We start from the raw sequence: 12,167 nt of genomic DNA, 5'->3' as shown, positions 1-12,167 counted from the left end.
TAGACAAGTCGGACACCAGCTTTTAATAATTTGATTTTATAGCAACCTGCAAGATCGCCTCTAAGCATATTCTTTGGAATATGTGGCTGCTCTATGACTTTGGCTAGTTTCTTTTTAAATTGATCTCTATAGCAACAGGGAGTTTTTCCCATTCTGCTGTAAAGTCCTTGTGACGTAAAAGCTTATAAGTCATCTAATGTGACTTCCTCAAACATCTCTTTAGGATCATTAATGCGCTTACGAACAAGAGCTAATAATTCTTCATCTTCTTCTGAAAGCAAAGCTTTTTTGACAGGCAGTTTCCCAGTCGTAGCAACATACTCAAGAATACTAGTGAAGAAATCCGTAGGTGCAATACCTTGCTCTTTAAGGATTGAATAAGATTTTTCTTTAAGGGCTTCATCGATCCTGAAGTTAACAGTAGCCATCATATTTCCCAAGTATTTAATGTACTAGGAATATTGTAATGCAAATTGCATTACAATTCGACTTCGCATAACAGCCATTATGTTAAATAGTGGGATGAATTTTATAAAAATCGGTATAGTAATAGTATCTTTAACTTAAAATATAAAAAGTGTATTCTTGAAAAAAACATTGTATATCAATATATTATCATTTCTTTTGACATCATTATCTTTATTTTATCAGAGATATATCCCTGTTAATCGTATAGTTGTCGATAGGGTGGAAGAAGTAGATAGACTTGCAGGAGGTTTTCCCTTTGTATTCTTAATTGATGGAGATTTCACTTCACCTGGTAACAATATAAGCGTGTTATTTATTTTTTGGGATTTAGATGAGTTCCTTCTTCACTACTTTATCTTGGACTACTTATTTTGGCTTAGTTTTCTGTTGATTTGTTATTTATATCTCAAAAAGAGAAAAAATCGAGTCTAATCTATCTTGTAGCGTTCCTAAAATTAACATAATACACGTTATACGAAATGCGCTCTGTAAATTGAATTAAATCAAGACATTGCGATCCACTAAAAAGCCCAGTTTGTTCAAACTGGGCTTTTTAGTGGATCATTCACGCAATATGCCGATTTATTCACCATATTTCGATTTTTTTCATTAGCCAGCGTAAACAATGCTTCTACCCATTCGGCAGAAAAAATCGGCTCAATTACGGTTTTTTAGTGCTATGCATAAATAATAAAACATTGACCCAATTTACAGGGTTACAGTAACCTTGTTGTTAACGGGTTACAGTAAGTTACAGGGTATGTAACGCATGAAAAAAATGAGGGTGGGTGAGCTTGCGACACTTTACGGAATCAATCGGCAAAGTATTTATAAGCGCATAAAAAAAGGAGAAATATCTAAGTCTGCGGATGGCTTGATAGACTTTGCAGAAGCCTTACGTGTACTTGGTGAGCCTTCTGACAGGGGAGTGCCTGTAACGCATATACAGCAACAGGTTACAGAAAAAGAGACAGAGAGTTACACCTTGCGGTTACAGGTAGAAATGCTTGAAAAGCAGGTAAAAAAGCTTGAAGAAAATGAACTTTTTTTGAAAGAGCAAATTACCACTAAAGATCGAAGTATTCACCTTTTGCAGACTTTGCTTTCAGCACCAAAGCCAGCGGATGTAAGTATCAAGCAAGAGGATACTACCCAAGACCCGCCAGAAGTTCTTAGTGAGTCAAAGATCACAGAAAATTCCGTGGCTTCAAGTGAAAAGCAAATGGACATGGAGCCAAAAAAAAATAAAAAGGGACTTTTAGGACGTGTGTTAGGTGCAGTTTTTGATAGCTAATTTTTAAATTTTTATATAAAATATAACAACTTATAAGAGGGTGTAGGATGAAAAAGATAATTTTATCAAGTTTGTGCTTTTTGACTTTTTCTGCACATGGTGCGATGACGGATGAAGCCCTTATGCGAGAGTGTACTCCTGCAGGTGAAACTGCTGTTCACGCTAGTCGAGCACGACAGGCGGGCGTTTCAAAAGAAGTTTTTTATGCTGATGCGAAGAAAAAGTATGGTACTGATTACACTTGGGTATATAGAGAAGGAGTCATCGATGTGGCTTTTAAAGCACCGATAAAAGCAACTCCTGAAGAAAAAGAGAAGATCACACGAGAAATTTTTGATCATGCTTTTGCTACATGCATCCAGTTCAATCGAGAGCTTGGCCGATAAAAAACAGCCCTTAAAGGGCTGTTTTTTTTGGTGGTTGAAAGCCATTCTCTAAGAGTATCGGATAAACTTTCTTGAAAAATTTTTCTTCTAAAAGCATATCAGAAAGCACTTTCCCAAAATCTTCAAAGCTCCCTGCACCGATGAGGTGGGAGTACTCGCTTCCGATACGGGTATCATATGCAAGCTTTAGACCATACATGCTTCTTTGAGCGTCTGAGAGCTTCACAAAGATGTCTAGGGTGTTAGGGTCACGGGCTTTGATTTTCGGCTGTGTAGGCTTGATCTTCATGCGGAAATTAAAGCCTGATACACGAACCCCCTTTTTTTTCTGCTCGTAGGATACTGTGATATCCGTGTGCTTGTTGATCTGTGACACAGCGACATCAAGGACAAATTTTTTAAAATTGCTCATCGTACGGTATTCAGTTGCGTCTAAGCCGATCTTGTCTCGAAAGTCTTCCAAGTCAAAGCTTACCTTTCCGATGCTTTTCCATGCGATCAAAAGCTCGTATAACCGTATTGCATACTTACTTGTCAGGTGACTTATCTGCTCGATGTCGTAGCTCGTAAAGTGCTTTTCTAGGCGTGTGATCAACGGGGCGATGATAGGAGAAAAGCGGATATCTACGCTCGCTGTGCCGTCTTGATAGGCGATATCACTCACCCATCGACTACGATGATGCTTTACACCCTTCTCATGCAAAGAAACAAAGGAAAAATAACGGAAAAAAAGCGTCTCGGACGCAGACTTTAGTGCTTTATATGCAGCCTGCCTTTCTCCACCAAAAGTCTCGATGTATTTTGAAGCGTGGACAGTGAGATGGCTGTCAGAAGTGATGCCTGTGCCAGTTTCTCTAGCTTCTGTGATGGCTAAGATGATAAGTCGTTGCTCGACAACATCCAGCTTAAAGCTGGCGTTAATAAGCGCGTTATCTTTTACTACAAGACTACCCATATTTTTACCTTTTAAAATTTCTTTTTTCATTACTAGGGCTTTGTTGTCTTGATAGCGTCTAAGATATAATCAAGTAGTCAGGTTGTCAACCTACTTTAAGATAGATAGATTGTTAATCTATCGAAGTGGTAACTTTTTCTAGTCGAAGTGGTAACTTTTTCTAGTCGAAGTGGTAACTTTTTCTAGTCGAAGTGGTAACTTTTTCTAGTCGAATGTCCTCTGTATAGCTTACTAGGCTTGCGTTTCAGCCTGTCTAAAAGCATTTAAAAGCATTAAAAATAATTAAAAGCCCAATCACTATCAAAAGCAGGGCATGAAAACTGCCCTATGTACTTGCTTCGCTCGTACTCTATTGCAAGTCGGACAAGCCGACTTGCTTGGGGCAGTTTTAGCAAAGATAGTGCTAGAACAAATGCTGCAAAAGCAAAAGCGACTATGACTTCGCTACGCTCAGAAGCTTTATGCTCGCTTCGCTCGTCTAGACACAAAGGCCAGTGAAAAAAATAAAAATTTTCTATAAGCAAAATATTTTAAAAACAGTTTTTCAGAGGGTCGAGGTGCAAATTTTCCTTGTGTCAGCTCGTAGACACTCGCTTAAATAATTTTATTTGAAAAATATACTGTGTCCAAAGACTGAAACAATGGTGACACAGTAGATAGACACAGTAGTCAGACACACTTGATTGACTTGATGTTGTGACTTAGACGGTAACGCCACCGCTACGCTACCCTCTGAAACCTGCGCTATCGCTTGCTTTCAGCCCGAAAGGGTTCGGGACGGGTTGGCTAGATCGCTAGGGCGATCTTACCTACACCGAAGCCCCCGTCTGCGCGCCTGCGGCGCACGACCACCCCCTTTCTGACAAGTGGGGAGCTTCTTCGCTACGCAAAGAACTCCCCGACTTGCTTCACCGAAAGAGGGTGGTCGTGCGCTTCGCTTCGACGGGGGTGGCGTTGCCCCCACTGCGGAGTAAGATCTCGGCTCGCTTCGCTTGCTCGACGCTTACTCCTTGCGGCTCCCCCACGGCCTCTCTCGCTGGGGCTTCGAGGCTGCTTCGCTTTCGCTCGCACTCCTTCGGAGCTTGCGACCGCTTGGGGCGGTCGGTCACGGCATCAACTGGCTTCACCTAAAAAATGGCATTTACATCCGCTTAAAAACTCATATTATTTTCGGTCAATGTTTTAATTCATTGAAAAATAACGATATTTTTATTGAAATGATTTTTTTTTGATCATAGACTGTGTCCATACACTGTGCCAAATATATGAGACCTATATGAAATGGCTCTTACTTGCTGTTTTTGTCCTTATCTTGCTTTTCATCCCTGAGATATCTCAGGCTCTAGAAGTCTTTTTCTCACATCCTTTCCGCTTTGCCCTAGCGCTGATCTTAGGGATGATCTTTTACGGGTGGATGACTTTCAAAAAAGAGGGCGAAGAACTTCCGAGCTTTCTGAAACTTCTTTTTTTCGGGACAAATGGCCTTTTTTTTATCGCTTGGGGCGTAGCTTTTTTCTTTGGTAAAACAGGATGGTCTGATGCCCTAGCACATGGCGGTTTTTTGGTGCTTGGGATGCTTGTAATCGCTTTGCTTGAGCGTCTTTATGTGCCTTTTACAGAAAAATTTCTGTCTTCCTTTACTAAAAAAGCAGGTACGGAAAGGGATCACCTTACAGATGTTCGAGAAGTCGCAAAAGATGCGGAAAAACAGCAAGAAAGACCATCTTTTAATCCCAGAGATTTCTATGTGTCGGGGAAATTTTTCCTAGGTATCGATGGATACAGCAGTCCTGTGTACTGGGACAGTAACGGCTTCCCCCACTGCCAAGTGACAGGGACTACAGGGTCAGGGAAAGGCGTTTTTTGTGGAAATGTCCTTGCTCAGTGTGCTTTAGCTGGTCAGCCTTGCTTTATCTTTGACCCAAAAGATGATGAGTATGGACCAGCGCAAGCAAAAAAAAGCGCAGATGATGCAGGTTTGCCATACTACTACCTAGACCTAAGAAAAAGAAAAGCACAGCTTTCGATCTTTAAAGGCTGTGACCAAGATCAGCTAGAGGAACTTTTGATAGCAGGCTTTGAGCTTGGTGAAAAAGGCGGAGATTCGGATTTCTACAAACTCGCAGATCGAGAGATGGCTGAAATAATTTCTGAACTTTATAAGGAAGGTGATACACCTCAAAAAATCTTTAAAGTCCACAATAAACTTATGGAAAAAGCAGCAGGATTTCGGGCGAAATTTAGAGAATTAGCTCGTACTCCATCCATTAATGCTACAGACGGACTTTCTCTGGAGCAAGTTGTGAAGAGTGGCGGTGTTGTTTATGTCGTTGGGTCTATGCGTAACGCTCGAATCATACGCATTCAAAAAATGCTATTAGTTCGATTGATACAGATTGCAGAGAGTCGAGATCGTATCAAAAGCCACCCCAAAAGGATTTTTGTTCTATTGGATGAATTTAAATACCACATTTCAAAGACAGCTCTAGAAGCTTTGGGTGCAGCACGTGACAAAGGGCTTCACGTTCTCATGGCTCACCAAAGTCTGGGTGATCTTAGGGACTGCCCAAGTGATCTAAAGCCTGAGACCGTGATTGATGCAGTTTTTGAAAACTCTCTATTGAAAATCGTTTATAGAGTCCAAAGCCCTGAAACCGCTGAATTTTTTGCACGGAAGTCGGGGAAAATTTTGGTTGATATTGAAAGTCGTCAGATTGATAAGACACTTGGTTTAGCTCAAAAGGTTAAAGAAAGAAGAATTTCTCAGGAGCAGAGCTATCTTTATGACGAAAATGAAATTTTATATTTGCCTAAAGGTGTCGCTATTGTCTTTGGTGAAGGACTTCCTAAAAAGATTTCAATTGCCCCGATCCAAGTCACAAAAAGCTATGAAGCCATCACAGTGCAAGACTTTGGAGAAGATGAAATTACAGATTTCGATACAAAAGATCTGATTTTAGAGGGGTGATATTGATATGAGTCAGATCACTCGTAAGGATGAGAAAGAGATGATCATCTTGGAGTTTTTGAGATGTGAAGGCTTTAGTACTAGGAAGCTTTTAGGGGAGCGTTTAGGTGTAACTCGAACAAGCATTTCTAGATCACTTCAGCGTCTGAAAAACCGAGGGCTTTTACTTGAGGTGAACAGATTCCATGAGGATGACCATAGAAGTCCTGCTCTTTGGGGCTTGACTCCTACTGGAGCTTTTGAGGCCACAGATGATGGTGAATACACGCACTTTGATCTCAATCGAGTCTCTGAGATCACTTTACGGCATGACCTTGACGTACAGCGTGCAAGGATCAAGGCGATTCATTTGGGATGGATCGAGTGGCTAGGAGGGCGTGAGCTTAGAAGAAAAGCAGTTACAGAGCGTTCTACTTGGCTTCAAGTACCAGATGCTTTCGGAGTATCCCCAAGAGGTCGAAAAGTGGCTCTTGAGATCGAAAGGACAGTCAAGACACCTAAGCGATATGAGGGAATTTTTAGTCAGTATTGTCAGATGCTTGTTGATGGGACTGTCCAAGAAGTCGTATATATCTGTCCTAAAAGGATTTGTCCAAGACTTGAGCGTCTTTTTCTGAAGATCGAGACGATGTCTGTGGATGGAAAAATTCGCCCTATACATGATTCTTTTAGAAAAAGATTCCACTTTGTGACTTATGAGGGATGGGGGGAATATGCAAAGAACTTTTGAGGAAATACCGTTTTTCGAGGTACATGCTTTTAGTAATTATTTTAGCGAAGCTTTGAGGGGCGTGGCTTTTAAAGACCTTGACCATGCTTTTGATCTTGCGCTTTCTATCGCTTCTATGGACATAGAGCTTTTTAAAAGCTCTTTTGTCGACCTAAAAAAAGCGGACATGGAGATGGTACGGACATTCATCGACTCTTTGGATGACCAAGCCATGACAGCCCTGTCTTTTATCATCAAGATGGCCGAGATCGAGCCATATTTAGTAGTACACACAGAGGAAAATTAAGAATATGTTAGAAATTCAAATGTATAAAGAGGATTTCGGAGCAGAGATTCATTGCTCAGGGAGTTTTGTCTTAGGTGTAACTCCAGAAGAGTACAAAAAAATAACTTTGGCAAAGCTGACGACGGGTGAGTGGCAGATGCAGTATGAGAAGTTACGAGCAACTCTTTCTAAGTCTTCTGCCGAAGAATTAGTGGCTCTAGGTGCCACAGTTCAGAAAAATTTATCTTGGTAAGTACTTTGCGTGGTTTCTGTAGGAAACTTTTCCAACAGTATCATGTGCAAAGTGGCTCGACTTTCAGTGCAGGCTAAAGCCTACTCTGAAAGTATCAAGCTAAGATGTTTCGCATAAGAGATTTTATGTTAAATAAAAAAAGCCAATCTTTTATAAGATTGGCTTTAGTATCTGGATTGGTAGCGGGAGCTGGATTTGAACCAACGACCTTCGGGTTATGAGCCCGACGAGCTACCAGACTGCTCCATCCCGCAACAATGTGTTCTTTATATGCTTTATTGATGAATTTCACAATCAATAAAGTAAAAATGTATTTCACCTGTTCACTTATTCTGCTGAATGACGATTTTTAGGCTTATATTGCTCTTTGGGTTGCCAGTTTTCAGCTCGTTCATCGAGTACAATTCGTTGTGTACCATATGAGTCATCAGTAGTTAAATCTGACAAATTGTTATAAACAGTTTGTCTCGATGTACCTTTATATTTAGCAAAGTCTGATATAGACATTACGTGGGGTTTCATTAGTCGGCTCCAACCATACAATAATGTTTGACAAAAATGTCAAACATTGGTACTTTGATCGTGTCAGCAATCTTAATTTTTTTAGTAGGTTTAAATGAGCCAAGCAATCAACTCTCCATTTCGCTATGCAGGTGGAAAATTCTATGCGAGAAAATTGATCCTAGAGCATGTTCCTGATCATACCTGCTACATAGAACCATTTGTAGGTGGTGGCTCAATTTTCTTTGCAAAAGATAAAGTTGAATCAAATATTTTGAATGATGCAGATCCTGATCTTATCAATACATATTTGATAATCAGAGATAGAGTTGATGAGCTGGTTGCCGCTTTAGATGGAGAACAGGCTTTAAAAGAAAGACATACTTGGTACAAAAATGAGTTCAAACCAACTAATGATTTAGAAAGAGCTGTACGTTGGTATTACCTGAATCGGACATCATATTCGGGGATTATGAATCCAAAAAATTGTTATTGGGGTTATGGCGATAAATACAGTATGCGTCCAGAGAATTGGGGACGTAGCCTATTAAAAACATCGGCTAAATTACAAGGGGTTGAATTTACGAACTTGGATTTTGAAGATGTTATAGATAATGCCCCTGATGGAGCATTTTTATTTGTAGATCCACCATATTTTAATGCTGACCAAGATAAATTTTATACTTTCTCCTTCAAGAAAGAAGATCATTATCGCTTAGAGCAATGTTTATTAAGAAATAAAGAGCGTTTATCTTTCTTAATTACTTATGATAATAGCCCTGAAATTAGAGAGTTATATTCTTGGGCTAATGCCATGTTAGACAAGGAATGGAACTACACAATCAGTAGAACTGACGATCAGACAAAGAATAAGAGTCAAGCTCCTGAAAAGGCATCTCGTTATAAAGGGAAAGAAGTATTTATAACGAATTATCAAGTACAGGAGCCAGTGGGTAGTGAAAACTTAGAATTAACTTTCGAGGAAGCTTGAAAGTAAGTTTTCAATATTTGATATATGGACCCATCTATTAGATGGGTTCGTTAAATTATCATGGTTAAATTTTAACAATGGATAGTTAGGGATAAATCCACAGTTTTGATTATTTGAACATTTCTTTCTTGTACACAGAACATCATTTATTTCTGAAATAATTAAATCACTAGCCCTAGCGACATACATATCATTGAAAGCAGCATCTTGATATTCTTTTTCAGTTAGTCCAGAACCATATTTTCGTTCTAGGAAACTTTGCCCTAAGGCTGATGGGTCCCAAATAAAAATTCCATCCTCATTAGTGCTATAGAAAGCATTAGCAAGTGAAGTGATTACTAAATCAAAATCACCAAGTAAATATTGGTCATTATGTACACTTAAACTTTCTTCCGACATTCCTCTTAGTGGAGCTAAACGACGTACTAACTCTGGGCCTAAAGTTCGACTGCGCATACACTTAATTTTAAAAATACTTTCATTTGTCTGAAATTTATATTGTCCTTTCGCTGACAATTTACATTCGATAGTGATTTCGGTATTTGTCGGCAGATGCTTAATGAGTACATCTTGGTCATGGCTTCCTAATTGTGGATTTACGAATGGTTTAGATACATGCCATGTATCCTGATTAAGGACTTGGGATAACTTATCTTTGACAGAAAACTCGAAAGCTTTTCCTCTGATCATTGGAATGACTTTTGGATCTTTTAATGTTGCTCCTAAATGTTCTAAAGGTAAGTTATACAGTTCACAAAAATCGATAAGTTCCTGATTCATTTTTTACTACTCTCAATTTATTGAGATGAACAGTAATCAATTTTTGTTAGATAAAACAGGTAAAGAAGAATTATGGGGTTAAGATTTAATCGAAAATCGAAATATAATTAAAATATGAAATTTATTAATTTATCTAAAATTAACATAATACACGTTATGCGAAATTAGAAAAATGAGTTTATTGCACTGATATTTATCTGTTTTTTAAATTTTAGACCTGGGTTGGTGCCCAGGTTTTTTTATTGCGTATAACAGCCATTATGTTAAATGATCTGAAAGATTTAATTGCTTACTATAAGACTCATCCCACAATATTGAGATATAACGAAAATGAACGACCAGGAAATTTATCAAAAAATTGGCGAACTTTTATGGTCGGTAATGCCTAAAGAAGCAGTTGAAATTCATTTTATAGGCTGTATTTACTCTGATTATTCCGCAGGAGGGACAGAGTGGTTAACCGTTAAAAATACAATTGATAGCTTTGAAATGGGGGAAAGACCTTACTTAATTGAGGATCAACTAATGGATCATATTCTAAATTTGAACTCATTAGATATCTTTAAAGAAAAGTGGACGCATTTTAGATTTAAATTGACAGATCAAGGTCGATTTAATGCTGAATTTGGATATATTCCAAGAGAAGATAGTTGGGTCAATTTATATATGAAAGGAATTAGCGATCTTTCTGAGGAGGAGTTAGATAAAGATTATCCCTATATTCCTAAAGAACTGTGGGAAGAAAGAGTAAGAGTTAAGAATAGTTAAAATTAACATAATACACGTTATACGAATTCCCAAGGCATGGCTTTTAGTCATGCTTTTTTTATCAAAAGACTATAGCTGAATGATAGCGAGCCAAATCGCATACAATATCTATCATTAGACTTAATGCAATAATTAAATGATGTTGTTATCATTAATCTAATAGAATTAAGATTAAATGATAGAAATGAATACACGTATTTATCTACGAGCTTCAACTAAAGATCAAGATGCAAAAAGGGCTTTGCAGATTCTTCAGGATCTAAACCAAAACTTGAATTTGGGTGAAACCATTGTGTACGTGGAAAACTATAGTGGTACGAAGTTAGACCGACCTGAATTGAATAAGCTGCTGTCAGAAGCAAATCAAGGTGACACCTTGTTGGTTGAAAGTATTGACCGATTATCACGCCTAACCCAACAGGATTTTCAAGAGCTGAAGCGCAGGATTCAGGAGAAAGGACTTCGATTAATTGTGGCAGATCTTCCTACTACCTACCAAATGATTCAAACCAGTGACAGCATTACTCATTCAATCCTGGAACTCATCAACAATATGTTGATTGATCTCCTGGCAACAATGGCCCGCCTGGACAATGAGAAACGTATAGAACGTATTAAGCAGGGCCTGGCACGTTCGGGTTACAAGCCAACAGGTAAGAAAGCCAATGAGGCTAAGCACAAACGAATAAAAGAATTACTAGCAGCAGGCAATATGACTAAGGAAGAAATTGCCAAAGCAGTGAATTGTGGAGTTGCAACTGTTTATCGAGTTGCTAAAGTCATTTAAAAAGGCTTGTATCAGTGCTTCCCTTATGTCATATCTATTTACAAAGGAACAAGGCATTCTTAAAGATCAAAAGAAGGGATTAATGATGAAAAAGCATTTGATTTTCCTTGTTTTTATAGTGATGGTTTTTATTTTAGCTCTAGTTGTAAAGATTAATAATGATCATAAAAAAGGGCAAGCATTAAAGAAATTGGAACTAGTTGGAAAGCAAATCCATTAGGTAAAAATTGACTTATACTTATTTAAATAACGCTAATAACTAAGCCCAAAGAACACCTAGACCCAGTGCTACACACGCTTAGTTTTTTATATTTTAAAAGAGCATTTTAGCAAATATCATAAAAGACCGATCTATTCTCAAGCCGGTTTTTTATATCGCCGAGCATCATGGCTTCATCATAGATATATGAATATTAAGATAAATAAAAAGCCCTATAGTCTCTCCCGTTACTATAAGGCTTATAAAACGCTGTAATTTTTTTCTTAATTACCTACTTTTCGATGTAAGTTATGAATATATTTTACCTATTGGTAAAAATAAAGATATAAGACAAAAGACGAATACGTTAGGAAATCAGTTTAGAAGCTATTAATTTCGTATAACCTCCATTATGTTAAATAGAGGGAAAATCTATTTTTAAAGTGATAAAATTATTGTAGTTATTTTAAGAATAGCTGCTTTTGATACTTGATCATCTATCCTAATTAAAAACTGTTTTTTAATAATTTGGAATATAAATAAGATTTAGTTAAAATTAACATTATTCATATAAATTAACATTATGTATTACATTTACTAATAATTTAAAATAATTAGTAGAAAAAAATTATGTTTTAATTATTTCTTTGATTATATAAATTGAGAGTAAAAAATGATTAATACGGAATTTTCAGAGTGTATTTCTGCATGTACAAACTGTTCACTTATTTGTACTGAATGTGCAACTTCTTGTTTAAAAGAAAAAGATTTAGAGATGATGCGTGAATGTATTCAACGTTGTCTAGAATGTGCAGATATTTG

14 protein-coding genes, 1 tRNA gene and 2 pseudogenes are annotated in these 12,167 nt (G+C 37.7%); 11 read left to right on the top strand and 6 right to left on the bottom strand.

The window, feature by feature from the left end:
* A pseudogene (locus tag FTT73_RS15065) lies at nucleotides 1-193 on the bottom strand (type II toxin-antitoxin system RelE/ParE family toxin); the annotation flags it as partial.
* Entirely contained in the window at nucleotides 183-428 is a 246-nt protein-coding gene (locus FTT73_RS15060; RefSeq protein ID WP_000246755.1) for a type II toxin-antitoxin system RelB/DinJ family antitoxin, read from the bottom strand. The pseudogene FTT73_RS15065 and the gene FTT73_RS15060, both read right to left, overlap by 11 nt.
* Nucleotides 429-585: 157 nt before the next feature.
* Between FTT73_RS15060 and FTT73_RS16540 the strand changes: the two genes are divergently transcribed.
* The 3 genes from FTT73_RS16540 (at nucleotide 586) to FTT73_RS15050 (ending at nucleotide 2,148) form a co-directional block, all read left to right on the top strand.
* Nucleotides 586-900: a hypothetical protein gene (locus FTT73_RS16540; protein ID WP_227554090.1), complete on the top strand. Its 315-nt coding sequence runs from the start codon at nucleotides 586-588 to the stop codon at nucleotides 898-900.
* 337 nt (nucleotides 901-1,237) lie between these two features.
* Complete coding sequence (locus tag FTT73_RS15055; RefSeq protein ID WP_180191618.1) at nucleotides 1,238-1,762, top strand: plasmid replication DNA-binding protein; 525 nt, start codon at nucleotides 1,238-1,240, stop codon at nucleotides 1,760-1,762.
* Between the two features lie 47 nt (nucleotides 1,763-1,809).
* Nucleotides 1,810-2,148, top strand: coding sequence for a hypothetical protein (locus tag FTT73_RS15050; protein ID WP_180191617.1), 339 nt, complete (start codon nucleotides 1,810-1,812; stop codon nucleotides 2,146-2,148).
* A gap of 10 nt (nucleotides 2,149-2,158) precedes the next feature.
* Here the strand turns inward: FTT73_RS15050 and repM are convergent, their stop codons facing one another.
* The gene (repM, locus tag FTT73_RS15045) at nucleotides 2,159-3,133 is read right to left on the bottom strand and encodes a replication initiation protein RepM (protein WP_257232885.1); all 975 of its coding nucleotides are present in this window, start codon (nucleotides 3,131-3,133) and stop codon (nucleotides 2,159-2,161) included.
* Between the two features lie 1,246 nt (nucleotides 3,134-4,379).
* On the opposite strand from repM, the gene FTT73_RS15040 reads away from it, so the two are divergent.
* Genes FTT73_RS15040 through FTT73_RS15025 form a run of 4 tightly spaced genes read left to right on the top strand, consistent with a single transcriptional unit; the run spans nucleotide 4,380 to nucleotide 7,319 of the window.
* Nucleotides 4,380-6,071, top strand: coding sequence for a type IV secretory system conjugative DNA transfer family protein (locus FTT73_RS15040; RefSeq protein ID WP_180191616.1), 1,692 nt, complete (start codon nucleotides 4,380-4,382; stop codon nucleotides 6,069-6,071).
* A 7-nt stretch (nucleotides 6,072-6,078) separates the two neighbouring features.
* Nucleotides 6,079-6,801, top strand: coding sequence for a helix-turn-helix domain-containing protein (locus FTT73_RS15035; protein ID WP_180191615.1), 723 nt, complete (start codon nucleotides 6,079-6,081; stop codon nucleotides 6,799-6,801).
* The gene (locus tag FTT73_RS15030; protein WP_180191614.1) at nucleotides 6,785-7,087 is read left to right on the top strand and encodes a hypothetical protein; all 303 of its coding nucleotides are present in this window, start codon (nucleotides 6,785-6,787) and stop codon (nucleotides 7,085-7,087) included. The genes FTT73_RS15035 and FTT73_RS15030 overlap by 17 nt, the downstream gene beginning before the upstream one ends.
* 4 nt (nucleotides 7,088-7,091) lie before the next feature.
* The gene (locus tag FTT73_RS15025; protein WP_180191613.1) at nucleotides 7,092-7,319 is read left to right on the top strand and encodes a hypothetical protein; all 228 of its coding nucleotides are present in this window, start codon (nucleotides 7,092-7,094) and stop codon (nucleotides 7,317-7,319) included.
* Between the two features lie 177 nt (nucleotides 7,320-7,496).
* On the opposite strand, the gene FTT73_RS15020 is transcribed toward FTT73_RS15025, so the two are convergent.
* Together FTT73_RS15020 and FTT73_RS15015 are read right to left on the bottom strand one after the other, a co-directional pair.
* A tRNA-Met gene (locus tag FTT73_RS15020) sits at nucleotides 7,497-7,573 on the bottom strand.
* A 73-nt stretch (nucleotides 7,574-7,646) separates the two neighbouring features.
* Nucleotides 7,647-7,841: a hypothetical protein gene (locus FTT73_RS15015; RefSeq protein ID WP_180191612.1), complete on the bottom strand. Its 195-nt coding sequence runs from the start codon at nucleotides 7,839-7,841 to the stop codon at nucleotides 7,647-7,649.
* 94 nt (nucleotides 7,842-7,935) lie between these two features.
* Between FTT73_RS15015 and FTT73_RS15010 the strand changes: the two genes are divergently transcribed.
* Nucleotides 7,936-8,811 carry a DNA adenine methylase gene (locus tag FTT73_RS15010; protein ID WP_180191611.1) on the top strand — a complete coding sequence of 292 codons (876 nt, stop codon included), beginning with the start codon at nucleotides 7,936-7,938 and terminating at the stop codon, nucleotides 8,809-8,811.
* Here FTT73_RS15010 and FTT73_RS15005 read toward each other — a convergent pair.
* Nucleotides 8,791-9,591, bottom strand: coding sequence for a hypothetical protein (locus tag FTT73_RS15005; RefSeq protein ID WP_180191610.1), 801 nt, complete (start codon nucleotides 9,589-9,591; stop codon nucleotides 8,791-8,793). The two genes, FTT73_RS15010 and FTT73_RS15005, sit on opposite strands and share 21 nt — an antisense overlap.
* A gap of 330 nt (nucleotides 9,592-9,921) precedes the next feature.
* Between FTT73_RS15005 and FTT73_RS15000 the strand changes: the two genes are divergently transcribed.
* The 3 genes and pseudogenes from FTT73_RS15000 to FTT73_RS16435 form a co-directional block, all read left to right on the top strand.
* Nucleotides 9,922-10,359 (top strand): immunity protein YezG family protein, encoded by a 438-nt coding sequence (locus tag FTT73_RS15000; RefSeq protein WP_163167911.1) that lies wholly within the window; start codon nucleotides 9,922-9,924, stop codon nucleotides 10,357-10,359.
* A gap of 175 nt (nucleotides 10,360-10,534) precedes the next feature.
* Entirely contained in the window at nucleotides 10,535-11,146 is a 612-nt protein-coding gene (locus FTT73_RS14995; RefSeq protein WP_180012178.1) for a recombinase family protein, read from the top strand.
* A gap of 872 nt (nucleotides 11,147-12,018) precedes the next feature.
* Nucleotides 12,019-12,167, top strand: a pseudogene (locus tag FTT73_RS16435) (four-helix bundle copper-binding protein); the annotation flags it as partial.

Source organism: Acinetobacter sp. YH01006 (assembly GCF_013420445.1).
Classification (GTDB): Bacteria; Pseudomonadota; Gammaproteobacteria; order Pseudomonadales; family Moraxellaceae; genus Acinetobacter; species Acinetobacter pseudolwoffii.
The sequence above is the reverse complement of the archived record's forward strand: the minus strand, read 5'-3'. Positions and strand labels throughout refer to the sequence as shown.